This is a genomic window from Pseudomonas sp. R1-15 (genome assembly GCF_051132085.1).
GTDB lineage: Bacteria > Pseudomonadota > Gammaproteobacteria > Pseudomonadales > Pseudomonadaceae > Aquipseudomonas.
Genome location: NZ_CP071660.1, coordinates 1,053,466 through 1,075,843 on the forward strand (window position 1 = coordinate 1,053,466; position 22,378 = coordinate 1,075,843).

The window sequence follows — 22,378 nt, forward strand, 5'->3', positions numbered from 1 at the left end:
CAATCAGCTCTGGCTCACGCCGCCTGCTGGAATTGCTGCCGGTACTGGTTCGGTGACAGGTCGGTGTGCTGCCGGAACAGTCGTGCGAAAAAGCTCGCGTCGTCGTAGCCGACCTCATAGCTGATCGTCTTGATGCTCTTGCGGCTGCCGGACAGCAGGCCCTTGGCGGTTTCTATCCGCAGGCGTTGCAGGTAGTGCAAGGGCTTGTCGCCGGTGGCGGTCTGGAAGCGGCGCATGAAATTGCGGATGCTCATGCCGTGCTCCCGGGCGACGTCCTCGAAGCGGAACTTGTCGGCGAAATGCTCCTCCAGCCATTGCTGGATCTGCAGGATGATCACGTCCTGATGCAGTTTCTGCCCGCCAAAGCCGATGCGTCCCGGCGAATAGTTGCGTTGCACTTCATACAGGATGTCCCGCGCCACGGCCTGGGCGACGTTGGCGCCGCAGAAGCGTTCGATCAAGTAGATGTAGAGGTCGCAGGCCGAGGTGGTGCCGCCGGCGCAGAACAGATTGTCGGCGTCGGTCAGGTGCTTGTCCTGGTTCAGGTGCACCTGAGGGAAACGCTCCTTGAAGGCATTGAAGAAGCGCCAGTAGGTGGTGGCTTCCTTGCCATCGAGCAGCCCGGCCTCGGCCAGCCAGAATACTCCGGTGGCTTCGCCGCAGAGCACCGCGCCGCGAGCGTGTTGTTCGCGCAGCCAGGGCAGGACCTGGGGATAACGTTGGCAGAGCGTGGCAAAGTCATCCCAGAATGCCGGCAAGATGATCACATCGGTATTTTCGAGGCCACCGTCCACCGGCATGAGCACATCGCTGAAGCTGTTGACTGGCTTGCCGTCAGGGCTGACCAGCCGGGTTTCGAACGCTGGGGTCAGGCCGTGGCCAAGCTGTTTGCCGTAGCGCAGGCTGGCCAGGTGGAAAAAATCCTTGGCTTGCATGAGGGTGGAAGCGAAAACCCGGTCGACTGCCAGGATGCTGACGCGCCGCAAGGGCGTGGAGGCGTGCATGGACATAACTCATCTTTATTTTTATAGGGGAAAGTGGTCACCAGACGGCTGGATCGTCTTATTTTTTGTCGGATGTGTCCAGTGTCCTCTCATACGCCGCAGGCTTAGGCTCTGTCGGATAACCACACCCAACAATAACCAAAGGTGCGCCATGATCCCCAGAACCCTGTTCAGTCCCGAGCACGAGTTGTTTCGCGACACCGTACGAACCTTTCTTGAAAAAGAAGCCGTGCCGTACCACAGCCAGTGGGAAAAACAGGGGCACATCGATCGCCAACTCTGGAACAAGGCTGGGGAGGCGGGGATGTTGTGCTCGCATCTGCCGGAGGCCTACGGCGGGCTGGAAGCGGATTTTCTCTACAGCACGGTGGTGATCGAGGAAATCGGCCGCCTGGGGCTGACCGGGATCGGCTTCTCGCTGCACTCCGATATCGTCGCGCCGTACATCCTGCATTACGGCAGCGAGGCGTTGAAGCATAAATACCTGCCGAAACTGGTGTCCGGCGAAATGGTCACGGCCATCGCCATGACCGAGCCGGGCGCCGGTTCCGACCTGCAAGGCGTGAAGACCACGGCAGTGCTCGACGGTGATGAATACGTGATCAACGGCTCCAAGACGTTCATTACCAATGGCTTCCTGGCCGACCTGGTCATTGTCGTCGCCAAGACCGACCCGAAGGCGGGGGCCAAAGGCACCAGCCTGTTCCTGGTGGAGGCGGGCACGCCGGGCTTTGAAAAAGGCAAGCGCCTGGAAAAAGTCGGAATGAAGGCCCAGGACACGTCTGAGCTGTTCTTCCAGGATGTCCGCGTGCCGAAGGACAATCTGCTGGGCCAGGCCGGAATGGGCTTCGCCTACCTGATGCAGGAACTGCCTCAGGAGCGCCTGACCGTCGCCATCGGTGGCCTGGCCTCGGCCGAGGCGGCGCTGCAATGGACGCTGGATTACACCCGGGACCGGAAGGCGTTCGGCAAATCCATCGCGGATTTCCAGAACACTCGCTTCAAACTGGCGGAAATGGCCACCGAGATCCAGATCGGCCGGGTCTTTGTCGACCGCTGCCTGGAGCTTCATCTGCAGGGCAAGCTCGATGTACCGACGGCGGCGATGGCCAAGTACTGGGGCACCGACCTGCAATGCAAGGTGCTCGACGAATGCGTGCAGTTGCATGGCGGCTACGGTTTCATGTGGGAATATCCGGTCGCCCGGGCATGGGCTGATGCGCGGGTGCAGCGAATCTATGCGGGGACCAACGAAATCATGAAGGAGATTATTGCGCGGTCGCTTTGATTATTGCGTTGGATGTCAGATCGCTTTCGCGAGCAGGCTCGCTCCCACATGGGTTTTGTGTCGATCGCAATGTAGCGGTCAGACAAAAAGCCAGTGTGGGAGCGAGCCTGCTCGCGAAGGGGCCTATGAATCAATCAAGGCGCCGGATTCGGCTGGTCCTTGTGAATCGCCTCGATTCCCGCCAGCACCTCATCCGACAGCTTCAGGTCGAAGCTGGCGATGTTGCTGTCCAGTTGCTCCAGCGTGGTGGCGCCGATGATGTTGCTGGTCACGAACGGCTGCTGGGTAACAAATGCCAGGGCCATCTGCGCCGGGTCCAGGCCGTGTTCGCGGGCCAGTGCCACATAGCGGCTGCAGGCGGCTTCCGATTGCGGATTGAAGTAACGCATGAAGCGGCTGTACAGCGTCAGGCGGCCCTTGGCGGGCCGTGCGCCGTTTTCGTATTTGCCCGACAGGAAACCGAACGCCAGGGGCGAATAGGCCAGCAGGCCGCATTGCTCGCGAATGGCGATTTCCGCCAGGCCGATTTCGAAGCTGCGGTTGAGCAGGTTGTACGGGTTCTGGATCGACACCGCGCGAGGCCAACCGCGGGCTTCGGCCAGGGCGAGGAATTTCATGGTGCCCCACGGCGTCTCGTTGGACAGGCCTATATGGCGGATCTTGCCGGCGCGGACCTGTTCGTCCAGGGCTTCGAGGGTTTCCTCCAAAGGGGTGAAATCTTCGTCGGCCTTGTGCGTGTAGCCCAATTGGCCAAAGAAATTGGTGCTGCGCTCCGGCCAGTGCAGTTGGTACAGGTCGATCCAGTCGGTCTGCAGGCGCTTGAGGCTGGCGTCCAGCGCTTCGACGATGTGGCGGCGGTTGTGCTTGAGATTCTTGTCGCGGATATAGTCGATGGTATTGCCCGGGCCGGCGATCTTGCTGGCCAGGATCCAGTCGGCGCGGTCGCCACGGCTCTTGAAATAATTGCCGATATAACGCTCGGTGGTGGCGTAGGTCTCGGCCTTCGGCGGCACGGGGTACATCTCGGCGGTGTCGAGGAAATTGATCCCGGCACCCTTGGCGCGTTCAATCTGGGCGAACGCCTCTGCCTCGCTGTTCTGCTCGCCCCAGGTCATGGTTCCGAGGCACAGGGCGCTGACATTCAGATCGGTACGGCCTAGCTTGCGATAGTCCATCAGGGACTCCTTGGGCAAAACAATCATAAAAGCAGGTTGAAATATTTTTCGCAATCTGCATAATTGCGCACCTCTTTCTGCAGTGGAAGTGATGCGCCGCCGCCGAAGAATCTTGCCGTTGAACGGACGCGCCGACCCGAGCCCCCGAAAGCGTCTGTATCCGGCTGCCTTTGACTTGTCAAAGTACGCACTATTCAGTAAGATCCGCCGTCTAATTTACAGGGCGGCCCCTGAGGCTATAAAGAATGAAAACTTTTACTGCTAAACCGGAAACAGTAAAGCGCGACTGGTTTGTCGTCGACGCTGCTGGTCAGACCCTGGGTCGTCTGGCCACCGAAATCGCGAGCCGTCTGCGTGGCAAGCACAAGCCTGAGTACACCCCTCACGTTGACACCGGCGACTACATCGTCGTGATCAATGCCGAGCAAGTACGTGTTACTGGCGCTAAAACCACTGACAAAATGTACTACTCCCACTCCGGTTTTCCTGGCGGCATCAAGTCGATCAACTTCGAAAAGCTGATCGCCAAAGCCCCTGAGCGCGTGATCGAGACCGCGGTTAAAGGCATGCTGCCTAAAAACCCACTGGGTCGCGACATGTATCGTAAGCTGAAGGTTTATGCGGGCGCTGCTCACCCTCATACTGCTCAGCAGCCCCAAGAACTGAAGTTTTAACGGAATAGTTCATTATGTCGGCGACTCAAAATTACGGCACTGGCCGTCGCAAGACTGCAACCGCACGCGTTTTCCTGCGTCCGGGTACTGGCAACATCTCCATCAACAACCGCTCCCTGGATAACTTCTTCGGCCGCGAAACTGCCCGCATGGTAGTTCGTCAGCCGCTGGAACTGACCGAGACCGTCGAGAAGTTCGACATCTACGTCACCGTTATCGGTGGTGGTGTAAGTGGCCAGGCTGGCGCAATCCGCCACGGCATCACTCGCGCCCTGATGGATTACGACGAAACTCTGCGCAGCGCCCTGCGTAAAGCTGGCTTCGTAACTCGCGATGCTCGCGAAGTAGAACGTAAGAAAGTCGGTCTGCGTAAAGCGCGTAAGCGTCCGCAGTACTCGAAGCGTTAATTTCGCTTCCGCGTTCAAAAGGCGCCCAGTTCCTCACGGAGCTGGGCGTTTTTTTTATGCTCGAAATAATTGCTCTGTGACAACTTGCCACATTCGTAGAGCCCCTATACTACAAGGCCTGGCGGTTTGGCCGCTGGGTAATTACCTTGTCAGAATTGGGGGTTTTCATTACCATTCGGCAAAATTTTTATAAGTTCAGATTTTTACTTAGTAGACGCCTGATTTAACAGGCCACAAAGCTGATGGGAGAGGACTGAATGAGCAATGACGGCGTGAATGCAGGCCGGCGTCGCTTCCTGGTAGCAGCCACATCCGTGGTGGGTGCTGCAGGAGCGGTGGGGGCTGCGGTCCCGTTCGTGGGGTCATGGTTTCCCAGTGCCAAGGCGAAAGCCGCAGGCGCACCGGTGAAAGTGAATGTCAGCAAGATCGAGCCAGGCCAGCAGATGATTGCTGAGTGGCGCGGCCAGCCGGTATTCATCGTCCGCCGTACAGAGGAGATCCTGGGGAATCTGAAAAAGATCGAGGGCCAGCTGTCCGACCCCTCTTCCAAGAACTCGGTCCAACCGGAATACGTCAACCCTGAAACCCGTTCGATCAAGCCGGAAGTGCTGCTGCTGATCGGGATCTGCACTCACCTGGGTTGCTCGCCAACGTTCCGTCCCGAAGTGGCGCCTGCCGACCTGGGCAAAGACTGGGTCGGTGGTTATTTCTGCCCATGCCACGGCTCCCACTATGACCTGGCCGGTCGCGTCTACAAATCGCAGCCTGCACCTCTGAACCTGCCAGTTCCCCCGCATTCCTATGAGTCGGACGACATCATTGTCGTTGGCGTCGATACGGAGAAAGCGTGATGAGCAAATTAATGGACTGGTTTGATGCGCGCTTTCCCGCGACCAAGATGTGGGAAGACCATCTCAGCAAGTATTACGCGCCGAAGAATTTCAACTTCTTCTACTTTTTTGGCTCCCTGGCATTGCTCGTCCTGGTCAACCAGATCGTTACCGGTGTCTGGCTGACCATGAGCTACACCCCGTCGGCGGAGGAAGCGTTTGCCTCCGTCGAGTACATCATGCGTGATGTCGAGTACGGCTCGATTCTGCGTCTGCTGCACTCCACCGGCGCCTCGGCGTTTTTCATCGTGGTCTATCTGCACATGTTCCGTGGCCTGCTCTACGGTTCGTACCAGAAGCCGCGTGAGCTGGTGTGGGTGTTCGGCATGCTGATCTACCTCGCGCTGATGGCCGAAGCCTTCATGGGTTATCTGCTGCCGTGGGGCCAGATGTCCTACTGGGGCGCCCAGGTGATCATCTCGCTGTTCGGTGCGATCCCGGTCATCGGCGATGACCTGACCCAGTGGATCCGCGGTGACTACCTGATCTCGGGCATTACCCTGAACCGCTTCTTCGCCTTGCACGTCGTGGCCTTGCCGATCGTGATCCTCGGCCTGGTGGTGCTGCACATCCTGGCGTTGCACGAAGTCGGCTCGAACAACCCCGATGGCGTGGACATCAAGAAACACAAGGACGAGAACGGCGTGCCACTGGATGGCATCGCCTTCCACCCGTACTACACCGTGAAAGACATCGTCGGCGTGGTGGTCTTCCTGTTCATCTTCTGTTCGATCGTGTTCTTCTTCCCGGAAATGGGCGGCTACTTCCTCGAGAAGCCGAACTTCGAACAGGCCAACGCCTTCAAGACCCCTGAGCACATTGCCCCTGTCTGGTACTTCACCCCGTTCTACGCGATCCTGCGGGCGGTTCCCGACAAGCTGCTGGGCGTAATTGCCATGGGTGCCGCGATTGCCGTGCTGTTCGTCCTGCCCTGGCTGGACCGCAGCCCCGTCAAGTCGATGCGCTACAAGGGCTGGCTGAGCAAGATCTGGCTCTGGGTGTTCTGCATCTCGTTCGTGATCCTCGGCGTGCTGGGTGTGCTGGCACCGACACCGGGCCGGACGCTGCTATCGCAGGTCTGCACCTTCCTGTACTTCGCCTACTTCATTCTGATGCCGTTCTACACCAGGCTCGAGAAGACCAAACCGGTTCCGGAAAGGGTGACTGGCTGATGAAAAAGCTATTTTCTGTACTGATTCTTGCTGCTTTGCCTGTCCTGTCCTTTGCGTCCACATCGAGTGGTCCGGAGCTGGAAAAAGTCGACATCGACGTTTCCGACAAAGCGGCCATGCAGGACGGCGCCCGTACTTTCGCCAACTATTGCATGGGCTGCCACAGCGCCAAGTTCCAACGCTACGAGCGCGTGGCCGATGATCTGGGTATTCCCCATGAGTTGATGCTTGAAAAACTGGTGTTCACCGGCGCCAAGCTGGGCGACCACATGAACATCGGCATGCAGCCGGCGGATGCCAAGACCTGGTTCGGCGCGGCGCCGCCCGACCTGACCCTGGTGGCGCGCGTGCGTGGTACCGACTGGCTCTATGGCTATCTGCGTTCGTTCTATGAAGACCCTGCGCGCCCCTGGGGTGTGAACAACAAGGTCTTCCCGAACGTCGGCATGCCGAACGTTCTGGTCGGCCTGCAGGGTCGTCAGGTGATAGGCTGCAAGCAGGTTCAGATCGTCGAGGACGGCAAGAAGCAATATGATCCGCTGACCGGCACCGCTTTGACCCATGAGGCCTGCGACCAACTGACCATCGTGCCGAACTCCGGCAGCCTGACCCCGGAGCAGTTCGACGAGAAGGTCAAGAACCTGGTGACCTTCCTGGCCTACTCGGCCAACCCGGTGAAGCTGGAACATCAGCGCATCGGTACGTATGTATTGCTGTACCTGGCGTTCTTCTTCGTATTCGCTTATCTGCTCAAGCGTGAATACTGGAAAGACGTGCATTGATAAAGCTGTAAGCCGTTGCTGTTAATCGTGCGCGCCCAAGGGCGTCTCTGAAGGTGTAACGAGCCTGGTCGGCCAGGTGGTTACGGGAGACGCCCTCTGGGCGCGCTCGTTTTTCCGTTTTTCGATAATTTCAACAAGCGAGGAGGATCGCCATGGGCGTGACCAATCGGTTGGCCTGTTACTCCGACCCCGCCGACCACTATTCCCACCGGGTACGTATCGTACTGGCCGAGAAGGGTGTCAGCGCCGAGATCATTTACGTCGAAGCGGGCCGTCAGCCGCCGAAGCTGATCGAGGTGAACCCTTACGGCAGCCTGCCCACGCTGGTCGATCGTGACCTGGCACTGTGGGAGTCGACCGTGGTGATGGAATACCTGGATGAGCGTTATCCGCATCCGCCTTTGCTGCCGGTGTACCCGGTCGCGCGTGCCAACAGTCGTTTGCTGATCCATCGCATCCAGCGTGACTGGTGCGGGCTGGTGGACCTGATCCTGGATTCCAGGACCAAGGAGCCGGCGCGTGTCGTGGCGCGCAAGGAATTGCGCGAAAGCCTGACCGGCGTGTCGCCGCTGTTTGTCGACAAGCCGTTTTTCCTCAGTGAGGAACAAAGTCTGGTGGATTGCTGCCTATTGCCCATACTCTGGCGTTTGCCGATCCTGGGTATCGAACTGCCACGGCCCGCCAAGCCGTTGCTTGATTATATGGAGCGCCAATTTGCGCGTGAGGCTTTCCAGGCGAGTCTGTCTGGTGTCGAACGTGACATGCGCTAAGGCTTAGGGAGCCGCTATGAACTCCAGTCGACCTTATCTGGTCCGCGCGCTCTACGAGTGGATTGTGGACAACGATTGCACCCCGCACATGCTGGTCAATGCCGAGTATCCGTCGGTACAGGTGCCGCAGGGTTTTGCCAATGACGGGCAAATTGTCTTGAACGTATCGCCGGCCGCTGTGCGTCATTTGCACATGGACAACGATGCGGTCAGTTTCGAGGGGCGCTTCGGTGGGGTGCCGCATACGCTGTACGTGCCGATTGCCTCTATCCTGGGGATCTATGCCCGGGAGAATGGCCAGGGGATGGTATTCGAGTTGGAAGTGCCGTTGGACGGTGAGGAAGAGTTCGAGGCGGATGAGGACCTGCCGCCCGACGATGAGCCGCCACGTCCTAGCGGGCGGCCTAGTTTGAAAGTGGTGAAGTGATCGGGTCTGTGTGAAAGGCCGGTTACCTGGTTGAGAAAATGCCCGTGTCGTGAGATGCGGGCATTTTTTTGCTTGAGTGGGGTGTATATCCGTTTTTTTGGTAACGGCTGCCTATGGTTCCGCCCTTACGGCGGGTCACTTTTTTCAGACGCCAAAAAAGTAACCCAAAAGGCTTTGGTTATGACTCACCCACATAGGTTACAAATCAGTTCACTCACATAGGTAACAGTTTCTAACTGGCAGGGTCGGTTTTCGAGGATCTGACCATGCCATGGCGAGAGCTGAAACCTATGGAACTGAAACTGCTATTCATCGCGGACTACATCAAAGGCCCACTGCGCAATGCCTGCGTTCGACCAGCGTGGTGAACGGGGCGCCCCAGATCAAGATCAACAGCGAGGCGGCGTAGTAGCCGGTCTGTTTCTTCAGCTTCACTCCGATCCAACTGTGGGAGCGAGCCTGCTCGCGAATGGGGCCTCACAACCGGCATATCTTTACCGGTCGTACTCCGATCCTATTGTGGGAGCGAGCTTGCTCGCGATGGCGGCCTGACAGTCGGCCAGGGTTTTATTGGCTGAGTGCATATCCGTTGCTGCGGTCACGGCTGCTTAGGGTTCCGCCCTTACGGCGGGTCACTTTTTTCAGACGCCAAAAAAGTAACCCAAAAGGCTTTGCCCCACCACTCGGTGCCTCGCCAAGGCTCGGCATGCCCTCACTCCGGCATTGCTCCGTGGGCCCGCCGCGAAGGGCCATCCCTGGCCCAGCGCGGCTATCCCGGCATCCATGCCGGGATGCCTACTGCGCAATGCCTGCGTTCGGCCATCGTGGTTAACGGGGCGTCGAAGATCAAAATCCAAAGCAAGAGCAAGAGCGGGGTGCACACCGACCAAGCCTATCAGCGATGCATAAAAAAACGGCGCTTTCCTTTTAAGGAAAAGCGCCGTTCTTGTACGGTAATGCTGCCCACTTAAGGCAATCGTGGAACCCGTGGCGAGGGAGCTTGCTCCCGCTGGGCCGCGAAGCGGCCCCAAAACCTGCCAAATACGTAGTATCAGACACACCGCATCCGCCGGTTTACGACCGCTTCGCAGCCGAGCGGGAGCAAGCTCCCTCGCCACGGGTACATCATTCTGTTTAGTGAACAGCATTACGTTCTTATACGGGGACTTTATCAGTCAATGTACTCAAACAACTTCACAATCTTTTGCACCCCAGACACACCCTGAACCAGATTGGTCGCCTGAGCGGCCTCCTGTTTGGTCAGCAACCCCAGCAGATAGACAATCCCGTTCTCTGTCACAACCTTGATGCGCGAACCAGGAATGCTGGCGTCGGTGAGCATCTGCGTCTTGATCTTGGTGGTCAGCCAGGCGTCGTTCTGGCGGGCCAGCAGTGAGGAGGGCTGGAGGACCTGCAGCTCGTTGTGCACGGTCTTGACCCGCTGCACCGCGCTGGCTTCCTGTTCGGCCTTGGCCTTGAGGTCGGCGCGGGGTGTCTGGCCGGCCAGCAGCACAACGCCGTTGAAGCTGGTGACGACGATGTGCGAATTGTTGTCCAGGTCCGGGTCGGCCTTGGCAATGTTCACGCCCACTTTGGTTTCGATCAACGAGTCGTCGATCTTGCTGCCGAAGGTGCGGGTGCCGCGGTCGTCTTCAATCGGCTTTTCCCGGCTGGCGTTAACCACCGATGTGCAGCCGCTGATGCCGAGGCACAGGGTCAGGGCCAAAAGGCCTAGGCGATTAGGGGTCATTCTTCACTCCCGAACAGTTGGCTGTCGATCAAGTCGCAAAGGCAGTGGATCGCCAGCAGGTGGACTTCCTGAATACGTGCGGTGACATTGGCCGGTACGCGGATCTCGACGTCTTCAGGCAACAGCAGTGAAGCCATGCCGCCGCCGTCGCGACCGGTCAATGCTACGACAATCATTTCGCGATCATGTGCGGCCTGGATCGCTTGAATAATATTCGCCGAATTGCCACTGGTGGAGATCGCCAGGAGCACATCGCCAGGCTGGCCGAGGGCGCGGATCTGTTTGGAGAACACTTCGTTGTAGCTGTAGTCGTTGGCGATCGAGGTAATCGTCGAGCTATCGGTCGTCAGTGCGATGGCCGGCAGGCTCGGACGTTCGCGCTCGAAGCGGTTGAGCAGTTCCGAAGAGAAGTGCTGGGCGTCGCCGGCCGAACCGCCATTGCCGCACGAAAGCATCTTGCCCTCGTTGAGCAAGGCATTGACCATCACTTGGCTGGCTTGCTCGATGTGCGGTGCAAGTACGTCCATCGCCTGTTGCTTGGTGTCGATGCTGGCCTGAAAAAGCTGGCGGATTCGCGATTGCATGTCCATCTGTGTGACCTTAAGTAGCGCGACTTATCGGCACAAATGTGCGGCGCGCAAAGCAAAGAGCAAAAAGTTGAGTGAAGGTGTCCGGCTCGGCTGCGCTCAACTGTCGAAGGCGTTTTGCAGCCAATTCAGTTGGTCGACGTTGCTATCGATGGCAACCACGTCGAAGCGACAAGGATGATCGGCCCAGCGAGACTCGCGTTGCAGGAAATACTGCGCCGCGAAAACCAGCTTCTGGCGCTTGCGCTGGTCAATGCTGTCGAGCGCGCCACCCCATTGGGTATTTTTTCTGTAGCGGACTTCGACGAATACTACTGTATCGCCGTCAAGCATGACCAGATCCAGCTCGCCGCGTTTGCACAGCCAGTTTTGCGCCAGCAGTCGCAGGCCGTGTTGCTCAAGATGCGCGAGGGCGAGGCCCTCGGCATCCCTGCCGCTTTGCTGGCGCGATCGGTCGGGCATCAGCGCGGAGTGTCCGGCAGGCGCTGGACCTGGCCGTTGACGAACTGCGCCCAAGGGAGTTGACGTTGCACGCGCTGGGTCGGGGAGACAGCCAGGCTACCCGACAGGCCTTCGATGCGGCTGTCCGGCAGGGCCTTGAGCTGGCCGAGGCGTGGAGCCAGGCGATAGGCGTCAGCGCCCATCGCGTACAGCCGGCCCAGGCTGCCGGCCGCCTGGGGCCACTGCGCGGTGACCTGCTGGCGCAGCGGATCGTTCGCGTCGAGCAGCCATGGGGTTTCGCAGAAGCGAACGCCGTTCATGTCGTTGTACTGGTTCTGGTCGCCGCTGACGCTGAACACCGAGGAGGTCGCGTAGACCGGCACGTCGCCGGCGTACTGGAAGTTCAGGGTCGGCTTGATCTGCTGGGCCTGCTGCGGGGTCGACGCGAGGAAAATGAACTCGATATCCTGGCGACGCGATGGCTGCGCCGCGACCGCGGTGCCTACCGTGCTTTGCAGGCTCTTGGCGCGACCTTCGCTCTGGCGCAGCTGGAACATGTCGGCGATCTGCTGGGCCAGTTGCACCGGCTGGTCGACACGCTCGATTGCCATGATGGTCCCGCCATTGGTCTGCCAATCCTGACTGAAGGCTTTTAATACGCGATCGCCCCATTCGCCTTTCGGCACCATCACGGCTGCGCGATGCAGGCCGTCGGCGCGGGCGCGCCGGGAGACTTCGCGGGCTTCGTCTTCAGGCGCCAGGCCGAACTGGAACAGTTGCGGCGGGCCTTGTTCGCCTTCGCTGTAGTTCAACGCCAGGGTGGTGATCGGCAATTGCGGGCGGGTGCTGATCTGTTTGACCAATGGTTTTTCCAGCGGGCCGACCACCAGCTGTACGCCGTCGGCCTGGGCCTTGCGATAGAAGTCGTCCATCGAGGTCAGGCTGGCGCTGTCATAGAACTGGATGCTCGGCGGCTTCTGCCCGGCCTGTTGGGCTTGGTAATGCGCGGCCATGAAGCCTTCGCGCAGTGCTTTTGCGACCGCGGCCAGCGGGCCATTCTGCGGTAGCAACACGGCGATCTTGCCCAGTGGCTGGCTTGCCAGCTCCTTGAGCTTGACCAGTGGCGTCGGCAACTGGAGTGCGGCCGGGTGTTTCGGGTTCTGTTCGCGCCAGCTGTCGATGGCGGCTTGCTGCTGCTCCAGGGTGCCGGCGGTTTTCACGGCTTTGGCCAGGCTCAGCCAGCCACCAAGATCGTCGGTAGTGGTCGGTTGCAGTTGATCAGTGGGCAGCGAGGCGATCAGTGTCCAGATGGCTTCGTGATTTTTTGCCTTTGCTTCGTCTTCAAGCAGCGGAGCAATGAAGATCCGTTCGCGGGCGGCGGCCAGGGTCTGGCCATCGGCCTCCAGGGCGCGAGCGCGGACGGTACCGGTGCGGACTTGCTGCTCCACGGGCATTTCGCTCAGGTGCTGCAGGCTCGGATGGCTCAGCGAAGTCAGCGCGGCCTTGGGCTGGTTGCGCGTCATCGCCAGTTCGGCCGACAGCGTGTTGGCGAAAATCTGCTGGCCGGGCTTGAGCTGCTCCATCGGCACTTGTTGCAGGATCTGTGCGGACTGGCCGGCATTGCCCTGGCGGTAGGCCAGGTCGGCGGCGCTCAAGCGCAGCAGGGCGGCCTGTTCCGGGGTTTTACTCTGGGCGGCCTGTTCGAGCAATTGCTCGATACTGGCGTCCGGGGTCCGTGGAAGTTCGCCAAGGCTGGACGAGGGCGAGCTGACGCAAGCCGCCAGGAGGGCAGCGAGGCAGAGGGCGGAGAGCAGCCGCAGGCAAGCGATCATGTAAGTGTTCCTGATACGAGATCAAATTAGCGTCGAATTGTACCCAAGCACTGGCCGGGGCGCGATGTTAGTGGTGTGAATCGATCAATTTAGGTATTTCAAAGCGTGCATTGCAGCACAAAGCTGCTGCTCACTCGAGTGTCTGACCCGTGGCGAGGGAGCGAGGGTTAATGTGAGCGGCTGAGAATGGCGGCACACGCTACAATGCCCACTTTCATGATCATGAGGTGTGCGCTTTGACTGCTCCAGGTGCTTTGAATTCCGCTGCCGGCTCGCTTTACGTGGTGGCGACGCCCATCGGCAACCTGGACGATATCAGCGCCCGCGCGCTGAAGATCCTTGGCGAGGTCGCCCTTATCGCCGCCGAAGACACGCGTCACTCCCAGCGTCTGCTGCAGCACTTCGGTATTTCCACGCCATTGGCAGCTTGCCATGAACATAACGAACGGGACGAAGGCAGTCGTTTCATTACCCGTCTGCTGGCCGGCGACAATGTGGCGCTGATTTCCGATGCCGGCACGCCGCTGATTTCCGATCCGGGTTACCACCTGGTGCGCCAGGCCCGCGCTGCCGGTATCAATGTAGTGCCGGTGCCAGGTGCCTGCGCATTGATCGCGGCGTTGTCGGCGGCCGGCTTGCCATCGGACCGGTTTATCTTCGAAGGTTTCCTGCCGGCCAAGGCGGTGGGGCGGCGAGGGCGCCTGGAAGCTATAAAGGAGGAACCTCGAACGCTGATCTTTTATGAGGCGCCGCACCGTATCCTCGAATGTCTCCAGGACATGGAGCTGGTGTTCGGTCCCGAGCGCCAGGCATTGCTGGCTCGGGAACTGACGAAAACCTTCGAGACCTTGAAGGGGTTGCCTCTGGCGCAGTTGCGTGCGTTTGTCGAAAGCGACAGCAATCAGCAGCGTGGCGAGTGTGTGGTGCTGGTCGCGGGCTGGACACCGCCCCAGGACGAAGACGCGGTCAGCGGCGAAGCAATGCGCATCCTCGATCTGTTGCTGGAGGAAATGCCCCTCAAGCGAGCGGCGGCCCTCGCCGCGCAGATCACCGGCGAGCGCAAGAATGTGCTGTATCAGGCTGCACTGGATAAACAGAAGGCCCAATGAAATCGGCGCGCCAAGCTGGCCAAGGGCTTTTAGCGCTTGTTCTTCGGGCGCGCTACCGTTAACCTTCGCGGCGGAGAGTCGATCGGACAGTCGCTGCCCTCTATGAGAATTAGGGGGGGGAGGAAAGTCCGGGCTCCATAGGGCGAAGTGCCAGGTAATGCCTGGGAGGCGCGAGCCTACGGAAAGTGCCACAGAAAATAACCGCCTAAGCGCTTCGGCGCCGGTAAGGGTGAAAAGGTGCGGTAAGAGCGCACCGCACGACTGGCAACAGTTCGTGGCTAGGTAAACCCCACTTGGAGCAAGACCAAATAGGGTCCCAAGGCGTGGCCCGCGCTGGGACCGGGTAGGTTGCTAAAGATGTCCAGTGATGGCCATCGTAGACGAATGACTGTTCAAGACAGAACCCGGCTTACAGATCGACTCTCCACCTTTTCCCTCCCTGCCGGAATCAATGGCAGAAGCAGTTCCTAAGATCAAAAAAATCTTACTCTTAATAAATCACTTTAACTTCTGCGTGCAGCCCCCTGTGTGCCTTCGAGTTAAAGCGAATTTTCCTACGTCAGTTTCTTGTTACCCCTCCTGAAACGCTCCTAAATCTCCGATCTATAAGGCTTTTCCTTCATTCCGTGCCTTGACGGTGCGGTGGGCGCATTCCTATAGTGTGCGCAAGTGGCGGAAAGTGGCATGAAGTGGGTTTTTTTGAAGGTAAAACGCCAAAAAGTGGAGAAACGCTGACGTGTTTCGCGGAGCTAACGCTATCAGTCTCGATGCAAAAGGCCGTCTCGCCATGCCGAGCCGGTATCGTGACGAGCTCGTTTCGCGAAGTTCAGGGCAGTTAATCGTCACGATCGACGCCGTTGATCCATGTTTATGCGTTTACCCTCTCGATGAGTGGGAAATCATCGAAACCAAACTGCGCGCACTGCCTTCGCTGCGGGAAGAGAACCGTCGCCTGCAACGCTTGCTGATCGGTAATGCCGTCGACCTCGAACTCGACGGCAGCGGTCGTTTCCTGGTGCCGCCGCGTCTGCGCGAGTACGCCAGGCTGGACAAGCGCGCGATGCTGGTGGGCCAACTGAACAAGTTCCAGCTGTGGGACGAAGATGCCTGGAATGCGGTTTCTGCCGCCGACCTTGCTGCTATTCAACAACCGGGCGCCATGCCTGATGAACTGCGTGATTTGATCCTGTGACTACTGATAGCGGCTTTAACCACATCACCGTACTGCTTGACGAAGCCGTCGAGGCTCTCGCCGTACGTCCTGATGGCTGCTATCTGGACGGCACGTTCGGGCGTGGCGGGCATAGCCGGCTGATTCTCAGCCAGCTCGGTCCGGACGGTCGGCTGCTGGGGTTCGACAAGGATCCTCAAGCGATTGCCACCGGGCAAGCGCTAGCGGCCGAAGACGGCCGCTTTGTCGTTGTGCAGCGCAGCTTTGCGGAGCTCGGTTCGGAAGTCGCCCAGCGCGGCTTGGCAGGCAAGGTCAGTGGCGTGTTGCTTGACCTGGGCGTGTCCTCGCCGCAGCTGGACGACCCGGAACGCGGCTTCAGTTTTCTCAACGACGGTCCGCTGGACATGCGCATGGATCCGTCCCGTGGCATCAGCGCGGCTGAGTTCGTCAATACCGCGTCCGTAGAAGAAATCGCCCGCGTGTTCAAGGAATACGGCGAGGAACGTTTTTCCGGGCGCATGGCGCGCGCGGTGGTCGAGCGTCGCGATATCAAGCCGTTCGAGCGTACCGGTGATCTGGCCGAAGTGCTGAAGGTTGCCAACCCTGCCTGGGAAAAAGGCAAGAACCCGGCGACCCGGGCTTTCCAAGGGCTGCGTATCCACGTCAACAACGAATTGGGCGATCTTGAGGCCGGTCTCGAAGCCGCTCTCGAGGCACTGGAAATCGGTGGGCGCCTGGTGGTGATCAGCTTCCATTCCCTGGAAGACCGTATCGTCAAGCTGTTCATGCGCAAGCTCACCAAAGGCGAAGCCGATAACCTGCCGCGCAATCTGCCGGTGCGTTTCGAGGCCTTCGTACCGAAGATCAAGATTCATGGCAAAGCGCAGTTCGCCTCCGAGGCCGAGCTCAAGGCCAACCCTCGCGCCCGTAGCGCCGTTATGCGTGTCGCGGAGAAGTTGCGGTGAGCAAGCTCTTCGCCAAGCCCCTGCCAGGCGGCAGCTTTTTCATGCTGCTGCTGTTTATTGGCGTGCTCGTGTCGGCCATTGCCGTGTCTTACAGCGCGCATTGGAACCGGCAGTTGCTCAACACCCTTTACAACGAGCTCAGCGTGCGCGACAAGGCGCAGGCCGAGTGGGGTCGGTTGATCCTGGAGCAAAGTACCTGGACCGCCCACAGCCGTATCGAAGTCCTGGCGACCGAACAACTGAAGATGCGCATCCCCGGTGCGGCTGAAGTGCAGATGGTGGCGCCATGATGAAGCTCGAAGGGGCGCTGTTCCCGTGGCGGTTCCGCCTGGTCCTGGGTTTGCTCGGGATCATGGTCGCGGCCATCTCGTGGCGCATCATCGACTTGCAGGTGGTCGACCGTGACTTCCTCAAGGAGCAGGGCGACGCCCGTAGCGTGCGTCATATCCCGATCCCGGCTCACCGTGGCCTGATCACCGACCGCAATGGCGAGCCGCTGGCTGTCAGTACCCCGGTGACCACCTTGTGGGCGAACGCCAAGGAAATGCAGCAGGCCAAGGAGAAGTGGCCGGCGCTGGCTGCCGCCCTCGGCCAGGACCCCAAGGCTCTGACCGAACGCCTCGAAGCCCAGGCCAACAAAGAATTCATCTATCTGGTGCGCGGGCTGACGCCCGAGCAAGGCCAGAGCGTGCTCGACCTGAAAGTGCCGGGCGTCTACGGCATCGAAGAGTTTCGGCGTTTTTATCCGGCCGGTGAGGTCACCGCCCATATGGTCGGGTTTACCGACATCGATGACCGGGGACGGGAAGGGGTCGAGCTGGCCTACGACGAATGGCTCGCCGGTGTCGCCGGCAAGCGCCAGGTCATCAAGGATCGGCGCGGCAGGCTGATCAAGGATGTCCAGGTCACCAAAAACGCCAAGGCCGGCAAGCCCTTGGCGTTGTCCATTGACCTGCGCCTGCAATACCTGGCCAACCGCGAGCTGCGCAACGCCATCGTCGAGAACGGTGCCAAGGCCGGCAGCCTGGTGATCATGGACGTGAAGACCGGCGAGATCCTCGCCATGGTCAACCAGCCGACCTACAACCCGAACAACCGTCGCAACCTGCAGCCGGCAATGATGCGCAACCGCGCGATGATCGACGTGTTCGAACCCGGTTCGACGATGAAGGCCGTGTCCATGGCCGCCGCCCTGGAAACCGGGCGCTGGAAGCCGAGCGACACCGTCGAGGTCTATCCGGGCACGTTGCAGATCGGCAAGTACACCATTCGTGACGTATCCAAGACCGAAGGACCGGTGCTCGACCTGACCGGCATCCTGATCAACTCCAGTAACGTCGGCATGAGCAAGATCGCCTTCGATATCGGTGGCGAGGCGATTTATCGCCTGGCCCAGAAGATCGGCCTCGGCCAGGACACGGGCCTGGGCTTCCCAGGCGAGCGCGTCGGCAACCTGCCCAACTATCGTGAATGGCGCAAGGCGGAAACAGCCACTTTGTCCTACGGCTACGGTGTTTCCGTGACGGCGATCCAGCTCGTCCACGCGTTTTCCGCGCTGGCCAACAACGGCCGTATTGCCCCGCTGACGCTGATCAAGACCGACAAGGCGCCGCAAACCACCCAGGTAATCCCTGAGGACGTCGCCAAGACCATGCAGGGCATGCTGCAACAGGTGATCGAGGCGCCGCGCGGTGTCTATCGCGCTCAGGTTCCGGCCTATCACGTTGCCGGCAAGTCCGGTACGGCGCGCAAGACTTCCGTGGGCACCAAAGGTTATGCCGAGAATTCCTATCGTTCGCTGTTCGCCGGCTTCGGGCCGATGAGCGACCCGCGCTATGCCATCGTGGTGGTCATCGACGAACCGAGCAAGGCCGGTTATTTCGGCGGCCTGGTATCGGCGCCGGTGTTCAGCAAAGTGATGTCCGGCACCCTGCGCCTGATGAATATCACCCCGGATAACCTGCCGCCGACCCAGCAGGCGAGTACCGCCCCGGTCGTCCCCCTGAAAGCCGACGGAGGGCGTGGCTGATGTCCCTGAGCCTGAACAAGATTTTTGCCCACGCCGGGCATGACCTGCTGATTCGCGAGCTGGCCCTCGACAGCCGCGACGTGCGCGCCGGAGACCTGTTCCTGGCGGTGCCGGGTGCCCGTTTTGATGGCCGTGACCACATCGCCGACGCCTTGAAGCGCGGCGCGGCGGCGGTGGCTTATGAAGTGAACGGCGCAACCGTGCTGCCGATCACCGATGTTCCGCTGATTCCGGTCAAGGGACTGGCGGCGCAGCTGTCGGACATCGCCGGGCGTTTTTATGGCGAACCGAGCCGTCACCTGAACCTGATCGGCGTGACCGGCACGAACGGCAAGACCAGCGTTACCCAGTTGGTGGCGCAGGCGCTGGATCTGCTCGGCCAGCATTGCGGCATCGTCGGAACGCTGGGCAACGGTTTCCATGGCGCGCTGCAAAGCGGCCTGCACACCACGCCGAACCCGATTGCCGTGCAGGCGACCCTGGCCGACCTGAAGAAGGCCGGCGCCAAGGCCGTGGCGATGGAAGTCTCTTCCCATGGCCTCGATCAGGGTCGCGTCACTGCACTGGCGTTCGACGTCGCGGTGCTGACCAACCTGTCCCGGGATCACCTGGACTACCACGGCTCCATGCAAGCCTACGGCGAAGCCAAGGCCAGGCTGTTCGCCTGGAACGACCTGAAGTGCCGGGTCATCAACATTGATGACGAGTTCGGCCGCCAGCTGGCCGCCGAGCAACGCGAGTCCCGGTTGATCACCTACAGCCAGGAAGACCCCAGCGCCTACCTTTATATCCGCCAGGCGCAGTTCGATGACGAAGGCGTGCGCGCCACGCTGGTCACGCCCCAGGGCGAACACCACTTGCGCAGCACCTTGCTGGGGCGTTTCAACCTGAGCAACGTGTTGGCCGCCATTGGCGCCTTGCTCGGGCTGGACTATGCCCTGGACGAAATTCTCAAGGTGCTGCCGAGACTCGAAGGTCCGGCCGGCCGCATGCAGCGCCTGGGCGGCGGAACCCAGCCGCTGGTGGTGGTCGACTATGCGCATACCCCCGATGCACTGGAAAAAGTCCTCACGGCCCTGCGCCCGCACGCCAAGGGCAAGTTGCTCTGTCTGTTCGGCTGCGGCGGCGATCGTGATCGCGGCAAGCGCCCATTGATGGCCGAGGTCGTGGAACGACTGGCCGATGGCGTGCTGGTCACCGATGACAATCCGCGCAGTGAAGATCCAGCGCGCATTTTCGACGACATCCGCGCCGGTTTCTCGGAGGTGGACAACGTCACCTTCGTGGCCGGGCGTGGCCAGGCCATTGCCCAATTGATCGCCAGCGCTTCGGCGGACGACGTCATCGTCCTGGCCGGCAAGGGGCACGAGGACTACCAGGAAATAAACGGCGTGCGCCAGGCCTTTTCCGATCTGGTGGAAGCCGATCACGCCCTGACCGCGTGGGAGGTGGCCCATGCTTAAGGCCTTGAAGCTCAGCGAGCTGAGCAACGCTTTGAATGCGCGCCTGATCGCCGCGGACGCCTCGTTCGACGGCGTCAGCATCGACAGCCGGGCGATCGCGCCGGGGCAGTTGTTCGTCGCCCTGGCCGGACCACGTTTCGACGGTCACGATTACCTCAACGAGGTGGCAGCCAAAGGCGCGGTCGCGGCACTGGTCGAGCGGGAAGTAAGCAACAGCACGCTGCCGCAGTTGCTAGTCAGCGACACTCGCCAGGCCCTCGGCCAGCTCGGTGCGCTGAATCGCGCGGCGTTTGCCAATCCGGTCGCGGCCATCACCGGTTCCAGCGGCAAGACCACGGTCAAGGAAATGCTCGCGAGCATCCTGCGTACACGCGGTCCGGTCCTGGCGACCCGTGGCAACCTGAACAATGACCTCGGCGTGCCTTTGACCCTGCTCGAACTGGCGCCGGAGCACAGCGCCGCGGTCATCGAACTCGGCGCTTCACGGCTCGGCGAGATTGCCTACACGGTCGGCATGACCAAGCCTCACGTGGCGGTGCTCAACAACGCCGGGACCGCCCATGTCGGCGAGTTCGGCGGCCCCGAGAAAATTGTCGAGGCTAAGGGCGAGATCATCGAAGGGCTGGCTGAAGATGGCGTCGCCGTGCTCAATCTCGACGATAAAGCCTTCGAAATCTGGAAGGCCCGGGCCGGGGAGCGCAAGGTGCTGACCTTCGCCCTGAGCAACCTGGCGGCGAATTTCTACGCCAGCGACCTGGATCGCGACGCCCGTGGTTGCCCGGCTTTCAACCTGCACAGCCCTGATGGCGCGGAGCGCGTGCAGTTGAACCTGCTTGGCACGCATAACGTTGCCAATGCCCTGGCCGCCGCGGCCGCCGCCCATGCGCTGGGTGTGTCATTGCCGGGCATTGTCGCCGGGTTGAACGCCGTACAACCGGTCAAGGGACGCAGCGTCGCGCAGTTGGCGAGCAACGGCATGCGCGTCATCGACGACACCTATAACGCCAACCCGACGTCCATGTGCGCTGCCGTGGATATCCTTGCCGGTTTCTCCGGTCGCACCGTGCTGGTGCTCGGGGATATCGGTGAATTGGGCGAGTGGGCGCAGCAAGGCCACCACGATGTCGGTGCCTACGCGCGCGGCAAGGTCGATGCGCTGTACGCCGTCGGCCCGATGATGGCCCACGCCGTGGCGGCGTTTGGCGAGCACGCACAGCATTTCACCACGCAGGCCGAGCTGATCCAGGCCCTGGGCGCCGAGCAAGACCCGAACACCACCCTATTGATCAAGGGCTCACGCAGTGCGGCGATGGAAAACATCGTTGCGGCTTTGTGCGGCACCCGTATGGAGAAACATTAATGCTGCTGCTGCTAGCGGAGTACCTGCAACAGTTCCACAAAGGCTTCGCGGTCTTCCAGTACCTGACCCTGCGCGGGATCCTGGGTGTGCTGACCGCGTTGTCGTTGTCGCTGTTCCTGGGCCCGTGGATGATCCGCACCCTGCAGAGCCTGCAGATCGGCCAGTCGGTTCGTAACGACGGCCCGCAGTCGCATCTGTCCAAATCCGGCACCCCGACCATGGGCGGCGCGCTGATCCTGTCGTCCATCGGTATCAGCACCTTGCTCTGGGCCGACCTGGCGAACCGTTACGTCTGGGTCGTGCTGCTGGTGACGCTGTTTTTCGGCGCCATTGGCTGGGTCGACGACTACCGCAAGGTCATCGAGAAGAACTCCCGTGGGCTGCCAAGCCGCTGGAAATATTTCTGGCAGTCGGTGTTCGGCCTCGGCGCGGCGATCTTCCTTTATATGACCGCCGCCTCGCCGGTGGAAACCACTCTGATCCTGCCGATGCTCAAGGACTACAGCATCCCGCTGGGCGCAGGTTTCATCGTACTGACTTACCTGGTGATTGTCGGTTCGAGCAACGCGGTCAACCTCACCGACGGCCTCGACGGCCTGGCGATCATGCCGACGGTGATGGTCGGTGGTGCGCTGGGAATCTTCTGCTACCTGTCGGGTAACGTGAAATTCGCTGAATACCTGCTGATTCCTTATGTGCCGGGGGCGGGCGAGCTGATCGTATTCTGCGGCGCGCTGATCGGTGCCGGCCTGGGCTTCCTCTGGTTCAACACCTACCCGGCGCAAGTCTTCATGGGTGACGTCGGTGCGCTGGCGCTGGGCGCGGCCCTGGGCACCATCGCCGTCATCGTTCGCCAGGAAATCGTCCTGTTCATCATGGGCGGCGTGTTCGTGATGGAGACCCTGTCAGTCGTCATTCAGGTTGCTTCCTTTAAATTGACCGGCCGCCGGGTATTTCGCATGGCGCCGATACACCACCACTTTGAACTCAAGGGCTGGCCGGAGCCGCGCGTGATCGTCCGTTTCTGGATCATCACCGTGATTCTCGTGCTGATCGGCCTTGCCACCCTGAAGCTGAGGTAG

The 22,378-nt window shown here is 60.4% G+C and carries 22 protein-coding genes and 1 other RNA gene; 17 read left to right on the forward strand and 6 right to left on the reverse strand.

What is annotated here, in order from left to right:
• Positions 1–14 precede the first annotated feature (14 nt).
• A complete protein-coding gene (locus J3P97_RS04540; protein WP_305501352.1) occupies positions 15–911 on the reverse strand; it encodes a GlxA family transcriptional regulator in 897 nt (298 codons plus the stop codon).
• 244 nt (positions 912–1,155) lie between these two features.
• Between J3P97_RS04540 and J3P97_RS04545 the strand changes: the two genes are divergently transcribed.
• Complete coding sequence (locus J3P97_RS04545; protein ID WP_434602869.1) at positions 1,156–2,292, forward strand: acyl-CoA dehydrogenase family protein; 1,137 nt, start codon at positions 1,156–1,158, stop codon at positions 2,290–2,292.
• Positions 2,293–2,426: 134 nt separating this feature from the next.
• Here J3P97_RS04545 and J3P97_RS04550 read toward each other — a convergent pair whose 3' ends face one another.
• Positions 2,427–3,467, reverse strand: a complete 1,041-nt coding sequence (locus J3P97_RS04550) for an NADP(H)-dependent aldo-keto reductase (RefSeq protein ID WP_198796609.1) — start codon at positions 3,465–3,467, stop codon at positions 2,427–2,429.
• A gap of 245 nt (positions 3,468–3,712) precedes the next feature.
• Here J3P97_RS04550 and rplM point away from each other — a divergent pair, with 245 nt between their 5' ends.
• From rplM to J3P97_RS04585, 7 genes are all read left to right on the forward strand, one after another.
• On the forward strand, positions 3,713–4,141 hold the full coding sequence (gene rplM / locus J3P97_RS04555; protein WP_003205365.1) for a 50S ribosomal protein L13: 429 nt from the start codon (positions 3,713–3,715) through the stop codon (positions 4,139–4,141).
• Positions 4,142–4,155: 14 nt separating this feature from the next.
• Positions 4,156–4,548, forward strand: coding sequence for a 30S ribosomal protein S9 (gene rpsI / locus J3P97_RS04560; protein WP_003228056.1), 393 nt, complete (start codon positions 4,156–4,158; stop codon positions 4,546–4,548).
• 257 nt (positions 4,549–4,805) lie between these two features.
• Entirely contained in the window at positions 4,806–5,399 is a 594-nt protein-coding gene (petA, locus tag J3P97_RS04565; protein ID WP_305496657.1) for a ubiquinol-cytochrome c reductase iron-sulfur subunit, read from the forward strand.
• Positions 5,399–6,610 carry a cytochrome b gene (locus tag J3P97_RS04570; protein ID WP_305496655.1) on the forward strand — a complete coding sequence of 404 codons (1,212 nt, stop codon included), beginning with the start codon at positions 5,399–5,401 and terminating at the stop codon, positions 6,608–6,610. Before petA ends, J3P97_RS04570 begins: the two co-directional genes overlap by 1 nt.
• Complete coding sequence (locus J3P97_RS04575) at positions 6,610–7,392, forward strand: cytochrome c1 (protein ID WP_305496653.1); 783 nt, start codon at positions 6,610–6,612, stop codon at positions 7,390–7,392. Before J3P97_RS04570 ends, J3P97_RS04575 begins: the two co-directional genes overlap by 1 nt.
• A gap of 152 nt (positions 7,393–7,544) precedes the next feature.
• On the forward strand, positions 7,545–8,162 hold the full coding sequence (locus J3P97_RS04580; protein WP_003178195.1) for a glutathione S-transferase N-terminal domain-containing protein: 618 nt from the start codon (positions 7,545–7,547) through the stop codon (positions 8,160–8,162).
• Positions 8,163–8,178: 16 nt separating this feature from the next.
• On the forward strand, positions 8,179–8,589 hold the full coding sequence (locus tag J3P97_RS04585; RefSeq protein ID WP_434569742.1) for a ClpXP protease specificity-enhancing factor: 411 nt from the start codon (positions 8,179–8,181) through the stop codon (positions 8,587–8,589).
• A 1,171-nt stretch (positions 8,590–9,760) separates the two neighbouring features.
• On the opposite strand, the gene J3P97_RS04590 is transcribed toward J3P97_RS04585, so the two are convergent.
• The 4 genes from J3P97_RS04590 to J3P97_RS04605 form a co-directional block, all read right to left on the reverse strand.
• Complete coding sequence (locus J3P97_RS04590; RefSeq protein WP_030139689.1) at positions 9,761–10,339, reverse strand: BON domain-containing protein; 579 nt, start codon at positions 10,337–10,339, stop codon at positions 9,761–9,763.
• Positions 10,336–10,929 (reverse strand): phosphoheptose isomerase, encoded by a 594-nt coding sequence (locus tag J3P97_RS04595; RefSeq protein ID WP_007928463.1) that lies wholly within the window; start codon positions 10,927–10,929, stop codon positions 10,336–10,338. Before J3P97_RS04595 ends, J3P97_RS04590 begins: the two co-directional genes overlap by 4 nt.
• Before the next feature lie 96 nt (positions 10,930–11,025).
• Entirely contained in the window at positions 11,026–11,388 is a 363-nt protein-coding gene (locus J3P97_RS04600; protein WP_434569741.1) for a YraN family protein, read from the reverse strand.
• A complete protein-coding gene (locus J3P97_RS04605) occupies positions 11,388–13,199 on the reverse strand; it encodes a penicillin-binding protein activator (RefSeq protein ID WP_434569740.1) in 1,812 nt (603 codons plus the stop codon). Before J3P97_RS04605 ends, J3P97_RS04600 begins: the two co-directional genes overlap by 1 nt.
• 236 nt (positions 13,200–13,435) lie before the next feature.
• On the opposite strand from J3P97_RS04605, the gene rsmI reads away from it, so the two are divergent.
• The 9 genes from rsmI to mraY all read left to right on the forward strand — a co-directional run bounded on the left by rsmI (position 13,436) and on the right by mraY (position 22,378).
• Complete coding sequence (rsmI, locus tag J3P97_RS04610; RefSeq protein WP_434569739.1) at positions 13,436–14,308, forward strand: 16S rRNA (cytidine(1402)-2'-O)-methyltransferase; 873 nt, start codon at positions 13,436–13,438, stop codon at positions 14,306–14,308.
• Positions 14,309–14,382: 74 nt separating this feature from the next.
• Positions 14,383–14,736: RNase P RNA component class A (rnpB, locus tag J3P97_RS04615), an RNA gene on the forward strand.
• A 308-nt stretch (positions 14,737–15,044) separates the two neighbouring features.
• The gene (gene mraZ, locus J3P97_RS04620) at positions 15,045–15,500 is read left to right on the forward strand and encodes a division/cell wall cluster transcriptional repressor MraZ (RefSeq protein ID WP_186530428.1); all 456 of its coding nucleotides are present in this window, start codon (positions 15,045–15,047) and stop codon (positions 15,498–15,500) included.
• The gene (gene rsmH, locus J3P97_RS04625; protein WP_305496646.1) at positions 15,497–16,444 is read left to right on the forward strand and encodes a 16S rRNA (cytosine(1402)-N(4))-methyltransferase RsmH; all 948 of its coding nucleotides are present in this window, start codon (positions 15,497–15,499) and stop codon (positions 16,442–16,444) included. The genes mraZ and rsmH overlap by 4 nt, the downstream gene beginning before the upstream one ends.
• On the forward strand, positions 16,441–16,734 hold the full coding sequence (gene ftsL, locus J3P97_RS04630) for a cell division protein FtsL (RefSeq protein WP_003178214.1): 294 nt from the start codon (positions 16,441–16,443) through the stop codon (positions 16,732–16,734). Before rsmH ends, ftsL begins: the two co-directional genes overlap by 4 nt.
• Positions 16,734–18,473 (forward strand): peptidoglycan D,D-transpeptidase FtsI family protein, encoded by a 1,740-nt coding sequence (locus J3P97_RS04635; RefSeq protein ID WP_305501351.1) that lies wholly within the window; start codon positions 16,734–16,736, stop codon positions 18,471–18,473. The genes ftsL and J3P97_RS04635 overlap by 1 nt, the downstream gene beginning before the upstream one ends.
• Complete coding sequence (locus J3P97_RS04640) at positions 18,473–19,936, forward strand: UDP-N-acetylmuramoyl-L-alanyl-D-glutamate--2,6-diaminopimelate ligase (RefSeq protein WP_434673577.1); 1,464 nt, start codon at positions 18,473–18,475, stop codon at positions 19,934–19,936. Before J3P97_RS04635 ends, J3P97_RS04640 begins: the two co-directional genes overlap by 1 nt.
• The gene (locus tag J3P97_RS04645) at positions 19,929–21,296 is read left to right on the forward strand and encodes a UDP-N-acetylmuramoyl-tripeptide--D-alanyl-D-alanine ligase (RefSeq protein ID WP_434673578.1); all 1,368 of its coding nucleotides are present in this window, start codon (positions 19,929–19,931) and stop codon (positions 21,294–21,296) included. The genes J3P97_RS04640 and J3P97_RS04645 overlap by 8 nt, the downstream gene beginning before the upstream one ends.
• A complete protein-coding gene (gene mraY, locus J3P97_RS04650; protein ID WP_030139681.1) occupies positions 21,296–22,378 on the forward strand; it encodes a phospho-N-acetylmuramoyl-pentapeptide-transferase in 1,083 nt (360 codons plus the stop codon). Before J3P97_RS04645 ends, mraY begins: the two co-directional genes overlap by 1 nt.

Coding starts and splice junctions, on each gene's coding strand:
- J3P97_RS04545 (WP_434602869.1), top strand. CDS start 1,156: ATGATCCCCAGAACCCTGTTCAGTCCCGAGCACGAGTTGTTTCGCGAC.
- J3P97_RS04550 (WP_198796609.1), bottom strand. CDS start 3,467: ATGGACTATCGCAAGCTAGGCCGTACCGATCTGAATGTCAGCGCCCTG.
- rplM (WP_003205365.1), top strand. CDS start 3,713: ATGAAAACTTTTACTGCTAAACCGGAAACAGTAAAGCGCGACTGGTTT.
- rpsI (WP_003228056.1), top strand. CDS start 4,156: ATGTCGGCGACTCAAAATTACGGCACTGGCCGTCGCAAGACTGCAACC.
- petA (WP_305496657.1), top strand. CDS start 4,806: ATGAGCAATGACGGCGTGAATGCAGGCCGGCGTCGCTTCCTGGTAGCA.
- J3P97_RS04570 (WP_305496655.1), top strand. CDS start 5,399: ATGAGCAAATTAATGGACTGGTTTGATGCGCGCTTTCCCGCGACCAAG.
- J3P97_RS04575 (WP_305496653.1), top strand. CDS start 6,610: ATGAAAAAGCTATTTTCTGTACTGATTCTTGCTGCTTTGCCTGTCCTG.
- J3P97_RS04580 (WP_003178195.1), top strand. CDS start 7,545: ATGGGCGTGACCAATCGGTTGGCCTGTTACTCCGACCCCGCCGACCAC.
- J3P97_RS04585 (WP_434569742.1), top strand. CDS start 8,179: ATGAACTCCAGTCGACCTTATCTGGTCCGCGCGCTCTACGAGTGGATT.
- J3P97_RS04590 (WP_030139689.1), bottom strand. CDS start 10,339: ATGACCCCTAATCGCCTAGGCCTTTTGGCCCTGACCCTGTGCCTCGGC.
- J3P97_RS04595 (WP_007928463.1), bottom strand. CDS start 10,929: ATGGACATGCAATCGCGAATCCGCCAGCTTTTTCAGGCCAGCATCGAC.
- J3P97_RS04600 (WP_434569741.1), bottom strand. CDS start 11,388: ATGCCCGACCGATCGCGCCAGCAAAGCGGCAGGGATGCCGAGGGCCTC.
- J3P97_RS04605 (WP_434569740.1), bottom strand. CDS start 13,199: ATGATCGCTTGCCTGCGGCTGCTCTCCGCCCTCTGCCTCGCTGCCCTC.
- J3P97_RS04635 (WP_305501351.1), top strand. CDS start 16,734: ATGAAGCTCGAAGGGGCGCTGTTCCCGTGGCGGTTCCGCCTGGTCCTG.
- J3P97_RS04640 (WP_434673577.1), top strand. CDS start 18,473: ATGTCCCTGAGCCTGAACAAGATTTTTGCCCACGCCGGGCATGACCTG.
- J3P97_RS04645 (WP_434673578.1), top strand. CDS start 19,929: ATGCTTAAGGCCTTGAAGCTCAGCGAGCTGAGCAACGCTTTGAATGCG.
- mraY (WP_030139681.1), top strand. CDS start 21,296: ATGCTGCTGCTGCTAGCGGAGTACCTGCAACAGTTCCACAAAGGCTTC.